Here is a 17822-nt window from a genome sequence, read left to right on the forward strand (position 1 = left end):
TGCCATCAAGGAAATCGCCATGAGCACCGCTTCTCCCATTCCCGATTCCCCAGTCCCCACTCCCGGCCTCAAGGACATCGTCCTCGCCTTCTCCGGCGGCCTGGACACCAGCTTCTGCATTCCCTATCTGCAGGAGAAGGGCTATGCCGTGCACACCGTGTTCGCCGATACCGGCGGCGTGGATGCGCAGGAGCGCGATTTCATCGAGAAGCGCGCCGCCGAGCTGGGCGCGGCCAGCCACGTCACCGTCGATGGCGGCCCGGCGATCTGGAACGGCTTCGTCAAGCCCTTCGTCTGGGCCGGCGAGGGCTATCAGGGCCAGTACCCGCTGCTGGTCTCCGACCGCTACCTGATCGTCGATGCCGCGCTCAAGCGCGCCGCCGAGCTGGGCACCAAGGCGATCGCGCACGGCTGCACCGGCATGGGCAACGACCAGGGTGCGCTTCGACCTGGCGGTCAAGGCGCTGGGCGATTACGAGATCGTCGCCCCGATCCGCGAGATCCAGAAGGAGCACACCCAGACCCGCGCCTACGAGCAGAAGTATCTGGAGGAGCGCGGCTTCGGCGTGCGCGCCAAGCAGCAGGCCTACACCATCAACGAGAACCTGCTCGGCTTGACCATGTCCGGCGGCGAGATCGATCGCTGGGAAGCCCCGGGCGAGGGCGCGCGCGGCTGGTGCGCGCCGCGCGCCGAGTGGCCGCAGGCGCCGCTGTCGGTGACCCTGACCTTCGTCGAAGGCGAGGCCGTCGCGCTGGATGGCGAAAAGCTGGCCGGCGAGAAGATCCTGGCCAAGCTCAACAAGCTCTTCGCCCCCTACGGCGTGGGCCGCGGCGTGTACACCGGCGACACCGTGATCGGACTGAAGGGCCGCATCGTGTTCGAGGCGCCGGGCCTGGTGTCGCTGCTGGCCGCGCACCGCGCGCTGGAGGATGCCGTGCTGACCAAGCAGCAGAACCGCTTCAAGCCGGAAGTGGCGCGCAAGTGGGTCGAGCTGGTGTACGAAGGCTTCTACCACGACCCGCTCAAGACCGACATCGAGGCCTTCCTGAAGTCCTCGCAGGCCAAGGTCAACGGCGAGGTGGTGCTGCGCACCGACGGCGGCCGGGTCGAGGCCGTGGCGGTCAAGTCCCCGCACATCCTCAACGCCAAGGGCGCGACCTATGCGCAGTCGGCCGACTGGGGCGTGGAGGAGGCCGAAGGCTTCATCAAGCTGTTCGGCATGAGCTCGACGCTGTACGCGCAGGTCAACCCCTGAGTCGCGCCGCGGGTGGCCGGGCTTCGGTCCGGTCATCCGTGGATGGATCGTCCGCATTCCACCTGGACCCTACCGCCATGTCCGCCGTGATCGATCCGGTCGCGCGGCAGTTCGAAGCCTACAACCGCCGCGACCTGACCGCCTTCCTTGCCTGCTTCGCCGAGGACTTCACGTCCTACCGGATGCCGGCCGTATCGCCCGCGCTGCGGGGCAAGGACGCGCTCGCCGCGTTCTATGCCGAACATCGCTTCAACAACCCGGCCTTGCGGGCGGAGCTGCTGTCGCGAACGGTGCTGGGCCGGATGGTGTTCGATCACGAGCGGATCCACGGACTCGGTGCGCAGGCGCAGGAGACCATGGCGGTGTTCGAGGTCGAGGACAGCCTGATCCGTACGGCCTGGTTCTACGCCACGTGAGCGGCGCCGGCCTGATCCCCACGCATGTGGCAGCCGAGTCCATGCGCCCGATGCGTTCCATGAAGGATCCCGACACCATGCAGTCCCCATTGCGCATCAGCACCGACAAGCAGGAACTGGACGTGGCGCTGATCCACCGCTTCCTCTCGTCCGAGGCCTACTGGAGCCGGGACATCCCGCGCGACACCGTGCAGCGCGCCATCGACGGGTCGCTGTGCTTCGGCGGCTATGTGGACGGGGCAGGGCAGGTGGCGTTCGCGCGGGTCATCACCGACGGCGCCACCTTCGCCTACCTGGCCGATGTGTTCGTGCTGGAAGACCAGCGCGGCAAGGGCTACAGCAAGCAGCTGATGCAGGCCGTCATGGCCCATCCGCGGCTGCAGGACCTGCGCCGCTTCATGCTGGCCACCTGGGATGCGCACGGCCTGTACGCGCAGTTCGGCTTCCAGCCGGCCGCCCGGCCGGACCGGCTGATGGAGAAGCTGGACATGGAGCTCTACAGCCGCAACGCCGCGCAGCTCGCCGCACCCTCACCTTGAGCCGAAGGGCAGGGCCGCGCGGCCCCGCTCACTCCTCACTTCTCGTCCCATCACTTACTGCCCGCCCCATGACGACCCTGCTCGAAACCACGCTGACGCATCTGGAGAAGCTGGTGTCCTTCGACACCCGCAACCCGCCGCGTGCGCTGACCACCGGCGGCATCTTCGACTACCTGCGCCAGCAGCTGCCGGGCTTCAAGGTCGAGGTGATCGATCACGGCGCCGGCGCGATCAGCTTCTACGCCGTGCGCGGGACGCCGAAGTACCTGTTCAACGTGCATCTGGACACGGTGCCGGATTCGCCGCACTGGAGTGCCGATCCGCACGTGATGCGGCGCCAGTCCGATCGCGTGATCGGTCTGGGCGTGTGCGACATCAAGGGCGCGGCGGCCGCGCTGGTCGCCGCGGCCAATGCCGGCGACGGCGACGCGGCCTTCCTGTTCTCCTCCGACGAGGAGGCCAACGACCCGCGCTGCATCGCCGCGTTCCTGGCCCGCCAGCTGCCCTACGAGGCGGTGCTGGTGGCCGAGCCGACCATGGGCGAGGCGGTGCTGGCCCATCGCGGCATCAGCTCGGTGCTGATGAAGTTCAGCGGCCGCGCCGGCCATGCCTCGGGCAAGCAGGATCCCTCGGCCAGCGCGCTGCACCAGGCCATGCGCTGGGGCGGCAGGGCGCTGGACCATGTCGAGTCGCTGGCCCACGCTCGCTTCGGCGGGCTGACCGGCCTGCGCTTCAACATCGGCCGGGTCGAGGGCGGCATCAAGGCCAACATGATCGCGCCGAGCGCCGAGCTGCGCTTCGGCTTCCGGCCGCTGCCCTCGATGGACATCGACGACCTGCTGGCCACCTTCGCCGGCTTCGCCGAGCCGGCCGCGGCGCACTTCGAGGAAACCTTCCGCGGCCCGAGCCTGCCCTCCGGCGATATCGCCCGCGCGGAGGAACGTCGCCTGGCCGCACGCGATGTCGCCGACGAACTCGGCCTGCCGATCGGCAACGCGGTGGACTTCTGGACCGAGGCCTCGTTGTTCTCCGCCGGCGGCTACACCGCGCTGGTCTTCGGGCCGGGCGACATCGCCCAGGCGCACACCGCCGACGAGTTCGTGACGCTGGAGCAGCTCGAGCGCTACGTGCAATCCGTCGATCGCATCATCAACGGCCGCTAACGCCGCGTCTTCCCCCTCCTTTCCAGACTTGCGCACACCGTGAACATCCCCGTCGCCAACGCCCAGACCCGCCAGACCATCGTGCGCCTGCTCTCCAGCATGGCCAGCGCGAAGGAGATCAGCCAGTACCTCAAGCGCTTCTCGCAGCTGGACGCCAAGCGCTTCGCGGTGGTGAAGGTCGGCGGCGCCGTCCTGCGCGACGAGCTGGACGACCTGACCTCCTCGCTGACCTTCCTGCAGGAGGTCGGCCTGACCCCGATCGTGCTGCACGGCGCCGGCCCGCAGCTGGACGCCGAGCTGGCCGCCGCCGGCATCGAGAAGCACACCATCAACGGCCTGCGCGTGACCTCGCCGCAAGGCCTGGCGATCGTGCGCCGCGTGTTCCAGTCCTCCAACCTCAAGCTGGTCGAGGCGCTGCAGGCCGCCGGCGCGCGGGCGACCTCCATCACCGGCGGCGTGTTCGAGGCCGATTACCTGGATCAGGCCACCTACGGGCTGGTGGGTGAGGTCAAGGCGGTGAACCTGGCGCCCATCGAGGCCAGCCTGCAGGCCGGCTCGATCCCGGTGATCACCAGCCTGGGCGAGACCCCGTCGGGCCAGATCCTCAACATCAACGCCGACTTCGCCGCCAACGAGCTGGTGCGCGAACTGCAGCCTTACAAAATCATCTTCCTCACCGGCACCGGCGGGCTGCTGGACGAGCAGGGCAAGGTGATCGATTCGATCAACCTGTCCACCGAGTACGACCACCTGATCCAGCAGCCGTGGATCCATGGCGGCATGAAGGTCAAGATCGAGCAGATCAAGGACCTGCTGGACAAGCTGCCGCTGGAGTCCTCGGTGTCGATCACCCGGCCGGCGGACCTGGCCAAGGAGCTGTTCACCCACAAGGGGTCGGGCACCCTGGTGCGCCGCGGCGAGCGTGTGCTCAAGGCCACCGGCTGGGACGAACTGGACCTGCCGCGGCTGACCGCGCTGATCGAGTCCAGCTTCGGCCGCAAGCTGGTGCCCGACTACTACCGGAACACGCCGCTGCTGCGCGCCTACGTCAGCGAGAACTACCGCACCGCCATCCTGCTCACCGAAGGCGAGGGCATGGTCTACCTGGACAAGTTCGCCGTGTCCGACGATGCGCAGGGCGAGGGCCTGGGCCGTGCGGTGTGGAACGTGATGCGCGAGGAGACCCCGCAGCTGTTCTGGCGCTCGCGCCACAACAACCAGGTCAACATCTTCTACTACGCCGAGTCCGACGGCTGCTTCAAGCAGCAGAAGTGGAAGGTGTTCTGGTACGGCATGGACGACTTCGCCCAGATCCAGCGCTGCGTGGCCCACTGCGCCACGCGCCGGCCGACACTGGAGGGCTGACGATGATGCAGACCGCAGCCAACCCCTGGCGGACCGTGCCGACCCTGCGCGGCGAACACGTCGTGCTGGAGCCGCTGTCGGGCGCGCATGCCGAGGGCCTGCGCGCGATCGTGGCCGATGGCGTGCTGCCGGCGCTGTGGTACACCGGCGTGCCCAAGGTCGAGGCGGTGGACGGCTATATCGCCGACGCGCTGGAACAGCAGGCGCGCGGGGCGATGCTGTGCTTCGCCGTGCTGGACGCCCAGGGCAAGGTCGCCGGCAGCACGCGCTTCTACGATCTGGAGCCGGGCGTGCCGCGGCTGAGCATCGGCTACACCTGGTATGCGCCGCGCGCGCAGCGCACCGGCCTGAACACGCAGGCCAAGCAGCTGCTGCTGGGGCATGCGTTCGATGTGCTGGGCTGTGCCTCGGTGGTGTTCGAGACCAGCTGGTTCAACCATGCCTCGCGCGCGGCCATCGCGCGGCTGGGCGCGCGCCAGGACGGCGTGCTGCGCAACCACAGGCGCCATGCCGACGGCACCCTGCGCGATACGGTGATCTTCTCCATCCTCGACCGCGAATGGCCCGCGGTCAGGGCTCATCTGCAGTTCCAGCTGGACAAACACGCATGACTTCCCCTGTTTTCACCGTCGGCATCGTCGGCGCCCGCGGCCACACCGGCACCGAGCTGATCAAGCTGATCGCCGCCCATCCGCAGCTGCGCCTGGTCTTCGTGTCCTCGCGCGAGCTGGACGGCCAGCCGGTGCGCGAGCACAACGCTGCGTACGCCGGCGAACTGCGCTTCGAGAACCTGGACGCCGACGCGGTCGCCGCCAAGGGCGCCGACGCGGTGATCCTGGCGCTGCCCAACGGCAAGGCGCAGGCCTATGCCGACGCGGTCGCCGCCGCGCGCCCCGAGACGGTGCTAGTCGACCTGTCGGCCGACTACCGCTTCGAGCCGAGCTGGTACTACGGCCTGCCCGAGCTGACCCGCGGCGCCTACGCCGGGCAGAAGCACATCAGCAATCCGGGCTGCTACGCCACGGCGATGCAGCTGGCGATCGCGCCGCTGCTGGACCAGCTGGCCGGGCCGCCGCAGTGCTTCGGCGTGTCCGGCTACTCCGGTGCCGGCACCACGCCGTCGGACAAGAACAACCCGGCGCTGCTGGCCGACAACCTGATGCCGTACTCGCTGACCGACCACATGCACGAGCGCGAGGTGTCCGCGCATCTGGGCGTGCCGGTGGAGTTCATGCCGCATGTGGCGCCGCACTTCCGCGGCATCACCATGACGGTCAACCTGTGGCTGCAGCAGCCGATGACACGCGAGGCGATCAAGGCCCGCTACCAGGCGCGCTACGCCGGCGAGCCGCTGATCGACGTCGTCGACGACGCGCCCTGGGTCAGCCGCATCGCGGGCCGGCATGGCGTGCAGATCGGCGGCTTCACCCTGGCGCCGGGCGGCAAGCGCGTGGTGGTGGTGTCCACCTTGGACAACCTGCTCAAGGGCGCGGCCACCCGAGGCGATGCAGAACCTCAACCTGGCGCTCGGCCTGCCCGAGCTCACCGCGATCCCGCACTGAGACCGAATTGTTTGTAGAGCGGAGCTTGCTCCGCTGCTTCTCCCGGTGAAGCCCCAGCGGAGCAAGCTCCGCTCTACAAGGGCCAAGCGCCAACACCCAATCCAAGGTCGGCTTGACCGCCGCCTTCGCAGGAGCAAGACCGATGGCAGACCTGTTGTGGCAGAAACCCGGCGTGGCCGTCGATGCCAAGATCCAGACCTTCCTGGCCGGCGACGACGTCATCCTGGACCGCGAATTCTTTCTTCACGACATCGCCGCCAGCACCGCGCATGCCGAGGGCCTGCAGCACATCGGCATCCTGTCCGAAGCCGAGCTGGCCGGCCTGAGGCGCGAGCTGGCCGTCCTGGCCGACGATTTCCGCAGCGGCGCCTTCGTGCTGGATGCGCAGTACGAGGACGGGCACTCGGCCATCGAGGCGCGCCTGACCGAGCGCCTGGGCGATGCCGGCCGCCGCATCCACACCGGCCGCAGCCGCAACGACCAGATCCTGGTCGCCACGCGCCTGTGGCTGAAGGACAAGCTCGGCGCGCTGGCGCAGCTGAGCCGGCAGATCGCCGGCGTCGCCCTGGAGCGCGCGCAGGCCGAACAAAGCCTGCCGATCCCCGGCTATACCCACATCCAGCGCGCCGTGGTGTCCTCGGCGGGCATGTGGTGGGCGGGCTGGGCCGAGGCCTTCATCGACGATGCGGTGCGCGCGGCCGATACGCTGAAGCTGATCGACGCCAACCCGCTGGGCACCGCCGCCGGCTACGGTGTCAACCTGCCGCTGGATCGCGCCCATACCACCGCCGCGCTGGGCTTCGCCCGCCTGCAGGTCTCGCCGATCTACGCGCAGCTCTCGCGCGGCAAGTTCGAACTTGCCGCGCTGGAGGCCCTGGGCAGCGCCACGCTGGACCTGCGCCGCATCGCCTGGGACCTGTCGCTGTTCACCAGCGGCGAGTTCGGCTTCGTCGCGCTGCCGGCGCAGTACACCACCGGCAGCTCGATCATGCCCAACAAGCGCAACCCGGACGTGATCGAGCTGATGCGCGCCACCCACGCCAGCGTCGCCGCGGCCCGCACCGAGATCGAGCAGCTGCTGTCGCTGCCGTCGGGCTACCACCGCGACCTGCAGGCCTCCAAGGGCGCGATCTTCCACGGCTTCGGCCGCGGCCTGGCCGCGCTGGAGCTGCTGCCGGCGCTGCTGGCCAATCTGGAATGGCGGCAGGACCGCATCCGCGCCGCGATCGATTCGGGCATGTACGCCACCGACGTGGCGGTGGAAGCCGCCGTGGCCGGCGTGCCGTTCCGCGAGGCCTACAAGGCCGCCGCGGCCAGCGCCGACACGGCCGGGCAGGGCCGCACGCCCGAAGGCAGCCTGGCCGCGCGCGTCTCGCCCGGCGCGGCGGCGGACCTGCAGCTGGAGGTGCTGCGCCAGCGCTGGGAGGCGCTGCGCGTTTGAAGGGCCGCCGCCTTTCCTGAAGAACAGGGCGGCGTTTGGTGGTCGCGACACGATCCGACGACTGGATCGCGCGCCGATCACGAAGGGCGTCATCCCCGCGCAGGCGGGGATCCAGTGGCTTTCGCAGCGCACCCATCGCGCTCGGCCACGCAACGACAAGCAGGAGATGCATCGATGAAGCTGTATCTGGTGATGGCCATCCGCAAGGCCGACTTTCCCGCCGACGTGGTCGGCCCGCACAAGGACTGGCTGATCAATCTCAAGGTCGAAGGGCAGCTGCACATGGCCGGCGGCTTCAGCGACGGCAGCGGCGGCGCCTACATCCTGAAGAACCTCGACAGCCTGGAGCAGGCCAGGGCCCTGGTCGCCACCGACCCGCTGGCGCTGCGCGACGCCTCCGAGCTGACCGTGTACGAGTGGAATACGCCCTAGCGCTTCGTATGGATCCTGGGATGCGAACAGCCAACAAAATCCGTCATTCCCGCGAAAGCGGGAATGACGATAGGGCGAGCGCCGCCGGCTTCGCACCCTTCGCACAATCCACACCACGCGCTCCAGCCCTTTCCATCCCCGAACCCCCATGAACGACGCCGCCACGACCACCGCCACCGCGTTCACCGAGCAGCTGCTGCCGCCGTGGCGTCGCGCGGTGCTCAAGGTGGGCAGCAGCCTGCTGGCCGCCGACGGGGGTGGCCTGTCGCCGAAGTTCGCGCTGGGGCTGGCGCAGTTCGTCTCGGCCAACGTGCTGGCCGGGCGCGAGGTCGTGATCGTGTCCTCCGGCGCGGTCGCCGCCGGGCGCGCGATCGTGCCGAAGGCGGCCGAGGCCGGGGCCGGCATCGCCGCGCGCCAGGCGCTGGCCGCGCTGGGACAGGCGCAGCTGATCGGGCTGTGGCAGCGCTTCTTCGAGCGGCCGGTGGCGCAGGTGCTGCTGACCCATGACGACCTGCGCAACCGCCGCCGCTACCTCAATGCCCGCGCCACGCTGCTGGAGCTGCTGGCGCTGGGCACGTTGCCGGTGGTGAACGAGAACGACACCGTCTCCATCGACGAGCTCAAGCTCGGCGACAACGACAACCTGGCCGCGGTGGTGGCCGCGCTGGTCGATGCCGACGCCTTGTTCATCGCCACCGACATCGACGGCCTGTACACCGCCGACCCGCGCAGCAACCCGGCCGCGCGCCCGCTGGACGAAGTCACGGCGCTGACGCCGGAGGTGTTCGCCATGGCCGGCGGCAGCGGCAGCAGCGTCGGCACCGGCGGCATGCGCACCAAGCTGGAAGCGGCGGCCAAGGCCGGCGCGGCGGGCGTTGAGACTTACCTGTTCAACGGCCGCAGCGCCGAGGTCGTGCGCGGGCTGGCCCAGGACCGCCTGCGCGGCACGCGCCTGCATGCGGCGCAGACGCGCATCGCGGCGCGCAAGGGCTGGCTGCGGCACGCCCCGGTCGAACCCGGCGCGATCCTGGTCGATGCCGGCGCGGCCGGCGCCCTGGTCGAACGCGGCGCCTCGCTGCTGCCCGGCGGCGTGATCGGCGCCGAGGGCGACTTCCGCCGCGGCGACATGGTCGAGGTGCAGCTGCGCGGCGAGGACGGCCAGCGCCGGCTGGCGCGCGGCATCGCCCAGTATTCGGCCGCCGACATCCGCCGCATCGCCCGCCGGCACTCGCGCGACATCGAGGCCGTGCTGGGGTATAGCTATGGCGAGAACGTGATCCACCGCGACGACCTGGTGCTGCTGTGACCCCTGTTTGTTGTCTCTTCCGCTCGCATCGTGGCCTCCCTGTAGAGCGGAGCTTGCTCCGCTGGGGCATTCCCCACGAACCGAACGAAGCGCAGCGGAGCAAGCTCCGCTCTACAGGGGGAGGCGCCCGTCCAATGGTGGCCTCCACCAGAACCCTCTTCATTCGAGTTGAGTCCCTGCCATGACCGACGACATCAAGACCCAGGCGCTGGCCTGCCGCGACGCCGCCCAGGTGCTGGCGCAGCTGTCCAGCGCGGACAAGGCCGCGCTGCTGGAGGCCATGGCCCAGGGCCTGCTGGACCACGCGCCGGAGATCCTGGAGGCCAACGCCAAGGACCTGGACGCGGCGCGCGCCAAGGGCGTCGGCAGCGCCATGCTCGACCGCCTCACGCTCAACCCCGAGCGCATCGCCGGCATCGCCGCCGCGGTGCGCGAGGTGGCCGCGCTGCCCGATCCGGTCGGCCAGGTCACCCGCACCGATACGCGCCCCAACGGCATCCGCGTCAGCAAGGTGCGCGTGCCGCTGGGCGTGATCGCGATGATCTACGAGGCCCGCCCCAACGTCACCGCCGACGCGGCCGCGCTGTGCATCAAGGCCGGCAACGGCGTGATCCTGCGCGGCGGCTCGGAGGCCATCCACTCCAACACCGCCATCGCCACCGTGCTGCAGGCCGCGCTGGAGGCCGCGCACGTGCCGGCCGCCGCGCTGACCCTGGTCACCGACCTGCGCCGCGAGACCATGCTGGCGCTGCTGCAGCTGAGCGACATCGTCGACCTGGCCATCCCGCGCGGCGGCGAGGGCCTGATCCGCTTCGTCGCCGAGCACGCGCGCGTGCCGGTGATCAAGCACTACAAGGGCGTGTGCCATCTGTTCGTGGACGACAGCGCGGACCTGGACCTGGCGCTGAAGCTGCTGGTGGACGGCAAGGTCTCGCGCCCCAGCGCCTGCAATGCGCTGGAGACCCTGCTGGTCCACCGCGACATCGCCGACGCCTTCCTGCCCGCCGCGGCCAAGGCGCTGCTCGCGCGCGGGGTGGAGCTGCGCGGCGACGAGGCCACGCGCATCCTGGTCGCCGAGGCCAAGCCGGCCTCGGACGAGGACTACGCCGCCGAATTCCTCGACCTGGTGCTGGCCGTGCGCGTGGTCGACGGGCTGGAGCCGGCCATCGCCCATATCCGCCACTACGGCTCGGACCACACCGAGGTCATCGCCACCGGCGATGAGGCGCATGCGACCGCCTTCGTGGCGGCGCTGCGCGCGGCGGTGGTGATGGTCAACGCGTCCTCGCGCTTCTCCGATGGCGGCGAGCTGGGCCTGGGCGCCGAGATCGGCATCTCGACTACGCGCCTGCATTCCTACGGCCCGATGGGGCTGGAAGCGCTGACGGTGGAGCGCTTCGTGGTGCAGGGCGAAGGGCAGACGCGGGTCCCGATCGCGATCGACTGAAGTCGTCAGGCATCCGCACCGAGACCGTTCCGACGCGCCGGCCCTCAGCACCCAGGTCGGCAGCTGAGTGCGGGATTTGGGGAGAGCAACTGTCCCTCAGATCGAGTCGCAGCCTCCCTGTAGAGCGGAGCTTGCTCCGCTGAGGCTTGCCGAGGATGCGGCCAAAGCGCAGCGAGCAAGCTCCGCTCTACAAGGGGCAGCAACTGTTTCCGAAATCCCGCAGCGGCCTGCCTGTAGAGCGGAGCTCGCTCCGCTGCTCTTCGTTCGTTTTGCGGGAAAGGCCCAGCGGACGGTTCGTGGGAAAGGCCCCAGCTGAGAAAGCTCCGCTCTACAGGGGGAAGCCAACCGTGAAGCGGGTTGCCGTATGCCATCAGTCACGGTGCCCTGTGGGTGGCGCGCCCATAGACTGTCCGTTCAGTCACCCCGCCTGGAGCCCCACGATGCGCATCGCCGCGTTGCGTCCGACCCTGCTGTCCCTGCTCATGGCCGCCGCGCTGCCCGCGCTGGCCCAGACCTCGCCCATGACGCCGGACATCACCGGCAAGCCCTTCGTCGCACCGGACGCGGCCAACGACTACATCAAGCGCGTCGTGGAAATCCCCATGCGCGACGGGGTCAAGCTGCACACCGTCATCGTCATCCCCAAGGGCGCCCACAACGCGCCGATCCTGCTGACGCGCACGCCGTACAACGCCGATGGCCGCACCTCGCGCCTGGACTCGCCGCATATGCGCGATTTGCTGGGGCAGGGCGATGAGGTGTTCGTCGATGCCGGCTACATCCGCGTGATCCAGGACGTGCGCGGCAAGTACGGCTCGGAAGGCGACTACGTGATGACCCGGCCGCTGCGCGGTCCGCTCAACGACACCGCCGTGGATCACGCCACCGACGCCTGGGACACCATCGACTGGCTGGTCAAGAACGTGCACGAGTCCAACGGCAAGGTCGGCATGCTCGGCTCGTCCTACGAGGGCTTCACCGTGGTCATGGCGCTGACCAACCCGCATCCGGCGCTGAAGGTGGCCAACCCGATGAGCCCGATGGTCGATGGCTGGATGGGCGACGACTGGTTCAGCTACGGCGCGTTCCGCCAGGTCAACTTCGACTACTTCACCGGCCAGCTGAGCAAGCGCGGCAAGGGCAGCGCGATCGCGCGCGAGGGCTTCGACGACTACAGCAACTTCCTGCGCGCCGGCTCGGCCGGCGACTACGCCAAGGCCGCCGGCCTGGACCAGCTGCCGTGGTGGCACAAGCTGACCGAGCACCCGGCCTACGATGCCTTCTGGCAGGAGCAGGCGCTGGACAAGGTCATGGCCAGGACCCCGATCAAGGTGCCGACCATGTGGCTGCAGGGCCTGTGGGACCAGGAGGACATGTGGGGCGCCAACCACAGCTACGAGGCCATGGAGGCGCGCGACACCGGCAACGACAAGAACTACCTGGTGATGGGCCCGTGGCGCCACAGCCAGGTCAACTACGACGGCAGCAGCCTGGGCGCGCTGCAGTGGGATGGCGACACCGCGCTGCAGTTCCGCCGCGACGTGCTGCTGCCGTTCTTCAACCAGTACCTCAAGGACGGCGCGCCCAAGGCCGACACCCCGCCGGTGCTGATCTACGACACCGGCGCCAACCACTGGGACCGCTACAAGGCCTGGCCGCAAGTGTGCGAGCAGGGCTGCAAGGCCAAGCCCAAGGCGCTGTACCTGTTGGCCGGCGGCAAGCTGGGCTTCCAGGCGCCGGCCGCGGACGGCGCGCAGTACGACGAGTACGTGTCCGACCCGGCCAAGCCGGTGCCGTTCGTGCCGCGCCCGGTGGACTTCTCCGATCGCCAGATGTGGACCACCTGGCTGGTGCAGGACCAGCGCTTCGTCGACGGCCGCCCGGACGTGCTGACCTATGTCTCCGAGCCGCTGACCGAGCCGCTGACCATCGCCGGCCGCCCGCAGGTCAACCTGCAGGCCTCCACCAGCGGTAGCGACAGCGACTGGGTGGTCAAGCTGATCGACGTGCAGCCCGACGAGGTGGCCTCCAATCCGAAGATGGGCGGCTACGAGCTGCCGGTGGGCCTGACCATCTTCCGCGGCCGCTATCGCGAGAGCTTCGAGCATCCCAAGGCGATCACGCCCAACCAGGCGCTGGCCTACGACTTCGACCTGCCCAACGCCAACCACACCTTCGGCAAGGGCCACCGGATCATGGTGCAGGTGCAGTCCACGCTGTTCCCGCTGTACGACCGCAACCCGCAGACGTACGTGGATAACATCTTCTTCGCCAAGCCGGGCGACTACCAGAAGGCCACCCAGCGCGTGTGGCATACGCCGCAGCAGCCGAGCTTCATCAGCCTGCCGGTGAAGTAGGGCGTACGAAAAACCCGCAGGCGGCGAGCGCCTGCGGGTCTTGGTTGAAGCGCTGACGCCGGCGCCTGCCTTACTGCGGCGAGAACTCTACCGGCACACGCACCAGCTGGGCCACGGCCTTGCCATCGCGCATGGCCGGGCTGAAGCGCCAGTCGCTGGCGGCCCTCAGCGCGGCGCGGTCCAGGTCGCGGTTGCCGCTGCGCTGGGCGATGGTGATCTGCGAGGGCTCGCCGCGCGCGTCCACCTGCACGTTGAGCAGCACCGTGCCGCCCTCACCGGCGCGCAGCGCCGACGGCGGATACTTCGGCTGCGCATTGCTGGCCAGCAGGGCCGGGGCGCGATCCGGCGCGACCTTCTTGGCCGACGCGGTGCGGGCGGGCTCGCTGCGCTTGGCGACCACCGGCTGATTCGGACGATCGGCAGTTGCGGAGTCGGCGGTCGGCTGCGTGGCAGGCATCGTGCCGTCGGTCGGCGGGGCCATCTCGGCGCGGCGATCGCCGCTCAGCCACCACGCGCCCGCGGCCAGCACGACCAGCAGCAGCAACCACAGCAGCGGGCGCGCCCCAGGGCGCCGCCCATCCGGCCGCGCGTCGGCGTGTGCGTCGCGCTGGGCCTGGGCATTGAATTCGGTCTGGGTCTGCGACATGTCAGGACTCCTTGCTAGGCGCCGTTGGCGGCGCGTAGGGGAGTGTCTGCAGCCATTCGTTGCTCACACGTGAGAGGCCGGTAAAGGCAGGCCATGCTGCACCTGCACGGTTCAGCGATGCGAAACGCGTGTGGTGGGCGCTCAGCGCTCCAGGTTGAACTCCACCGGAATGTCCACCGCGCCCGCCACCGGCTGACCATCGTCGATGGCCGGCTGGAACTTCCACTTGCGCACCGCCTCCATCGCCGCGCGGTCCAGATCGCGCGAGCCGCTGCGCCGGATCAGCGCCACGCCGCCGGGATTGCCCTGCGCATCGACCTGGATGCGCACCATCACCGTGCCGGTCTCGCCCTTGCGCAGCGCGGACGGCGGATAGGTGGGCGGCGGGCTCTGGCCATCGATCGGCAGGGGCGTGGCGCGGTTCTGCGGCGGCGCGGGGGCGGCCGGCGCGGAGGCGACGGGCGGGGCAGTCTCGCCGCTGGAGCGGGCAGGGGCGTCCTCCACGACTGGCGCCGGGAACGCGCTGGCGCCGCTGGTGCCCGCGTCGGCCTGCGCCTGCGCGTCGGCCGATGGCGCCTGCATGCCGCTGGCGCCCTGATTGGCGGCCGCCGGCTCGGGCAGCGGCGCGGTGGCCGCCTCGGTGCCGCTCTGGTCGGCCGGCTGGACCGAATAGAAGCTCGCATCGCCCCGGTTGGACAGCCACACGATGCCGAACAGCAGCAGCCCGGCCACGAACGCCCCCAGGGCGATCCACAGCGCCTTGTGCGGCAGGCGGAAGGTGAAGGCACGATCGCGGGAGGTGGACATGGTGCGGGCAGGGCGTGAGGAGCAGGCCGCGATTCTTGCACAGGCCGGCCGCGCGCTCCCGACTGCACGCTGGCTGGCGGCGGGCGTGGCGCTGTGGAAAAGGCGATAATCCACGCCTTTCCCGCTCACCGCCGCACGACTGCCACGATGCTCGATCCCGCACTGCTCCGCACCCAGCCCGCCGAACTCGCCCAACGCCTGCGCCTCACGCGCGGCTTCGAGCTGGACGTGTCCGCGCTGGAATCCCTGGAGGCGCGCCGCAAGCAGCTGCAGGTGCGCACGCAGGAGCTGCAGAACCTACGCAACACCCGCTCCAAGGCGATCGGCCAGGCCAAGGCCAAGGGCGAGGACGTCGCCCCGCTGATGGCCGAGGTCGCCGGCTTCGGCGAAGAGCTCAAGGCCTCCGAGGTCGAACTGGACCAGCTGCGCGCGCAGATCGAGGCCGTCGCGCTGGGCATCCCCAACCTGCCGCAGGCCAGCGTGCCGCCGGGCAGCGACGAGTCGGGCAATGTCGAGCAGCATCGCTGGGGCACGCCGCGCGCGTTCGACTTTGCGGTCAAGGACCATGTGGAACTGGGCGCGCGCAACGGCTGGCTCGACGGCGACACCGCGGCCAAGCTGTCTGGGGCGCGCTTCACCGTGCTGCGCGGGCCGATCGCGCGCCTGCACCGGGCGCTGGCGCAGTTCATGCTGGACCTGCACACCGGCGCGCACGGCTACCAGGAGACCAATGTCCCGGTGATCGTCAACGCCGAGAGCCTGATCGGCACCGGTCAGCTGCCCAAGTTCGAGGAAGACATGTTCGCCACCCAACTGGGCGAGCACCGTCGCTACCTGATCTCCACCGCCGAGATCTCGCTGACCAACATCGTGCGCGACAGCATCGTCGAGGACGCCGCGCTGCCGATGCGCATGACCGCCCATTCGCTGTGCTTCCGCTCCGAGGCCGGCAGCGGCGGTCGCGACGTGCGCGGCATGATCCGCCAGCACCAGTTCGAGAAGGTCGAGCTGGTCGCCATCGCCCGCCCGCAGGACAGCGACGAGGAACACGAGCGCATGACCCGCTGCGCCGAGGTGGTGCTGGAGAGCCTGGGCCTGCCGTACCGGCGCATGCTGCTGTGCTCGGGCGACATGGGCTTCTCGGCGTCCAAGACCTACGATCTGGAAGTCTGGCTGCCCTCGCAGGACACCTACCGCGAGATCTCCTCGGTCTCCAACTGCGAGGCCTTCCAGGCGCGCCGCATGCAGGCGCGCTGGCGCAACCCGGCCACCGGCAAGCCGGAGAGCGTGCACACGCTCAACGGCTCGGGCGTGGCCATCGGCCGCTGCCTGATCGCGGTGATGGAGAACTACCAGAACGCCGACGGCAGCATCGACGTGCCGCAGGCCCTGCGCCCGTACATGGGCGGCCTGGAACGCATCGCCTGAGCCCGCAGCGGCGGCCGTGTCCGCGTGCGCGCCGCCATGTGCGGCCGCGCGCCAAGCTGTGTCAGCGCCGCCACGTGTGAACCCCCGGCAAGCGCCAGCCGCGCGCGGGCTTGCCTGACATTTCCGACAGGATTATCAAGCGCGGGCGTCCTCGGCCGCGCTCGATCCGGGCGCCTCGCCGCCGGCGCATTCGTCCTCAATCGGAAGGTCATTGTCATGAACACCAAGCAGCTGCTGCAGATCGCGACCCTCGGCGCCGCCCTGGCGCTGGGCACCACCGCCTTCGCCAAGACCCACACCGGCACCGCGCAGACCCATCACTGCAAGCTCGCCGACGGCAGCACCGACACCAGCAAGACCCACAAGCAGTGCACCGCGGCCAAGGGCACCTGGGCCAAGGACGCCGCCGCGCCCGCCGCCACGCCCGCGCCCGCGTCCACCAGCACCAGCAACTGACGCCAGCCGAAGGCCACGCGTCGCGCCTGGCGGGCGCGTGGCCCTGGGGCAGGGGCCGATTGGCCCACCGACGGGGTGAAGAATCCCACCCCATTTGGTCCGTTTTCGTTGCATGGGCAAACATACGGGTGTTAAATACCCTGAATCGTTCCAGATTCGGGATGGCGCCATGCAGGACCTCAACGACCTCTACTACTTCGCCATGGTCGTCGACCATGGCGGTTTCGCCGCCGCCGAGCGCGCGCTCGGCATCCCCAAGTCGCGTCTGAGCCGGCGCATCAGCCAACTGGAGACCGACATGGGCGTGCGCCTGCTGCAGCGCTCCACGCGCCGCTTCGCGGTCACCGACGTGGGCATGAGCGTGCACCGCCACGCCCAGACCATGCTGGCCGAGGCCCAGGCCGCCCGCGAGGTGGTCGACCGCCTCTCGGCCGAGCCGCGCGGCGTGGTCCGCGTCAGCGTGCCGGTGGCGGTGGCGCAGATGCAGCTGCCCAAGATCCTGCCGGCCTTCCTGGACAAGTACCCCAAGGTGCGCCTGCAGCTGCACGTCAACAACCGCCGCGTGGACATCATCAACGAGGGCTACGACGTGGCCCTGCGCGTGCGCGCCAAGCTCGACGACGACGGCAGCCTGGTGATGCGCAGCTTCGGCCAGATCCAGGAACTGCTGGTGGCCAGCCCCAAGTACCTGCAGCGCGCCGGCCGCCCGCAGGCGCCGGAAGACCTGGCCCAGCACGTGACCATGTCGATGAGCGAGGACGAGGCGCGCCAGCGCTGGGAGCTGCACGGCCCCAACGGCGAGGTGCGCAAGATCGAGCTGCAGCCGCGCCTGGCCGGCTTCGACTTTCCCCTGCTCAAGGCGCTGGCCAAGGACGGCTACGGCATCACCATGCTGCCCGAGACCGTCTGCGCCGACGCGGTGCGCAGCGGCGAGCTGGAAGTGGTGCTGCCGGAATGGTCGCTGCCGCAGGGCATCTGCCACGCGGTGTTCGCCTCGCGCCGCGGCCTGCTGCCGGCCGTGCGCGTGTTCATCGACTACCTGGCCGAACACCTGCCGCAGCAGATTGAGGAGTCGCGCCTGGACTGCGGCGGCAAGTGCACCGAGCGCCTGGTCGAACTGGGCCTGCGCAAGGCCTCCTGACCCGCACGCCGCGCGCGGCTACACCTGCGCCCGCGGCCCATGCGAGAATGCGACGCCCGG

General features: G+C 69.8%; 14 protein-coding genes and 3 pseudogenes. 15 read left to right on the plus strand and 2 right to left on the minus strand.

Features of this window, described 5'->3' with window-relative positions; genetic code table 11:
- The first annotated feature begins 19 nt into the window (after positions 1-19).
- From ACFJIT_RS05765 to ACFJIT_RS05820, 12 genes and pseudogenes are all read left to right on the plus strand, one after another.
- Positions 20-1256: pseudogene (locus ACFJIT_RS05765) on the plus strand (argininosuccinate synthase).
- A 77-nt stretch (positions 1257-1333) separates the two neighbouring features.
- The gene (locus tag ACFJIT_RS05770) at positions 1334-1672 is read left to right on the plus strand and encodes a nuclear transport factor 2 family protein (RefSeq protein WP_337053582.1); all 339 of its coding nucleotides are present in this window, start codon (positions 1334-1336) and stop codon (positions 1670-1672) included.
- A gap of 77 nt (positions 1673-1749) precedes the next feature.
- A complete protein-coding gene (locus tag ACFJIT_RS05775; protein ID WP_130523050.1) occupies positions 1750-2211 on the plus strand; it encodes a GNAT family N-acetyltransferase in 462 nt (153 codons plus the stop codon).
- A 68-nt stretch (positions 2212-2279) separates the two neighbouring features.
- Positions 2280-3374 carry an acetylornithine deacetylase gene (locus ACFJIT_RS05780; RefSeq protein WP_131659680.1) on the plus strand — a complete coding sequence of 365 codons (1095 nt, stop codon included), beginning with the start codon at positions 2280-2282 and terminating at the stop codon, positions 3372-3374.
- Positions 3375-3473: 99 nt separating this feature from the next.
- Positions 3474-4739: an acetylglutamate kinase gene (locus ACFJIT_RS05785; protein ID WP_337053773.1), complete on the plus strand. Its 1266-nt coding sequence runs from the start codon at positions 3474-3476 to the stop codon at positions 4737-4739.
- 5 nt (positions 4740-4744) lie between these two features.
- Positions 4745-5350: a GNAT family N-acetyltransferase gene (locus ACFJIT_RS05790; RefSeq protein ID WP_379655730.1), complete on the plus strand. Its 606-nt coding sequence runs from the start codon at positions 4745-4747 to the stop codon at positions 5348-5350.
- Positions 5347-6301: pseudogene (argC, locus tag ACFJIT_RS05795) on the plus strand (N-acetyl-gamma-glutamyl-phosphate reductase). Before ACFJIT_RS05790 ends, argC begins: the two are co-directional and overlap by 4 nt.
- A 142-nt stretch (positions 6302-6443) precedes the next feature.
- On the plus strand, positions 6444-7742 hold the full coding sequence (argH, locus tag ACFJIT_RS05800; protein WP_379655309.1) for an argininosuccinate lyase: 1299 nt from the start codon (positions 6444-6446) through the stop codon (positions 7740-7742).
- Between the two features lie 174 nt (positions 7743-7916).
- Positions 7917-8174, plus strand: coding sequence for a YciI family protein (locus ACFJIT_RS05805; RefSeq protein WP_379655310.1), 258 nt, complete (start codon positions 7917-7919; stop codon positions 8172-8174).
- A gap of 148 nt (positions 8175-8322) precedes the next feature.
- Positions 8323-9480, plus strand: a complete 1158-nt coding sequence (gene proB / locus ACFJIT_RS05810; protein ID WP_130532112.1) for a glutamate 5-kinase — start codon at positions 8323-8325, stop codon at positions 9478-9480.
- Positions 9481-9661: 181 nt separating this feature from the next.
- Positions 9662-10927 carry a glutamate-5-semialdehyde dehydrogenase gene (locus tag ACFJIT_RS05815; protein ID WP_130522755.1) on the plus strand — a complete coding sequence of 422 codons (1266 nt, stop codon included), beginning with the start codon at positions 9662-9664 and terminating at the stop codon, positions 10925-10927.
- A 482-nt stretch (positions 10928-11409) separates the two neighbouring features.
- Positions 11410-13284, plus strand: a complete 1875-nt coding sequence (locus tag ACFJIT_RS05820) for a CocE/NonD family hydrolase (RefSeq protein WP_379655731.1) — start codon at positions 11410-11412, stop codon at positions 13282-13284.
- Between the two features lie 70 nt (positions 13285-13354).
- Here the strand turns inward: ACFJIT_RS05820 and ACFJIT_RS05825 are convergent, their stop codons facing one another.
- Both ACFJIT_RS05825 and ACFJIT_RS05830 read right to left on the minus strand, forming a co-directional pair.
- On the minus strand, positions 13355-13930 hold the full coding sequence (locus tag ACFJIT_RS05825) for a TonB family protein (protein WP_379655311.1): 576 nt from the start codon (positions 13928-13930) through the stop codon (positions 13355-13357).
- 141 nt (positions 13931-14071) lie between these two features.
- A pseudogene (locus ACFJIT_RS05830) lies at positions 14072-14748 on the minus strand (energy transducer TonB).
- A 136-nt stretch (positions 14749-14884) separates the two neighbouring features.
- Between ACFJIT_RS05830 and serS the strand changes: the two are divergent.
- From serS to ACFJIT_RS05845, 3 genes are all read left to right on the plus strand, one after another.
- A complete protein-coding gene (gene serS / locus ACFJIT_RS05835) occupies positions 14885-16165 on the plus strand; it encodes a serine--tRNA ligase (protein ID WP_379655312.1) in 1281 nt (426 codons plus the stop codon).
- Positions 16166-16381: 216 nt separating this feature from the next.
- A complete protein-coding gene (locus ACFJIT_RS05840) occupies positions 16382-16621 on the plus strand; it encodes a hypothetical protein (protein WP_130522750.1) in 240 nt (79 codons plus the stop codon).
- A 169-nt stretch (positions 16622-16790) separates the two neighbouring features.
- Positions 16791-17762 (plus strand): LysR substrate-binding domain-containing protein, encoded by a 972-nt coding sequence (locus tag ACFJIT_RS05845; protein WP_165394514.1) that lies wholly within the window; start codon positions 16791-16793, stop codon positions 17760-17762.
- Positions 17763-17822: the final 60 nt, after the last annotated feature.

Source organism: Pseudoxanthomonas sp. UC19_8 (assembly GCF_042700505.1).
GTDB classification, from domain to species: domain Bacteria; phylum Pseudomonadota; class Gammaproteobacteria; order Xanthomonadales; family Xanthomonadaceae; genus Pseudoxanthomonas_A; species Pseudoxanthomonas_A winnipegensis.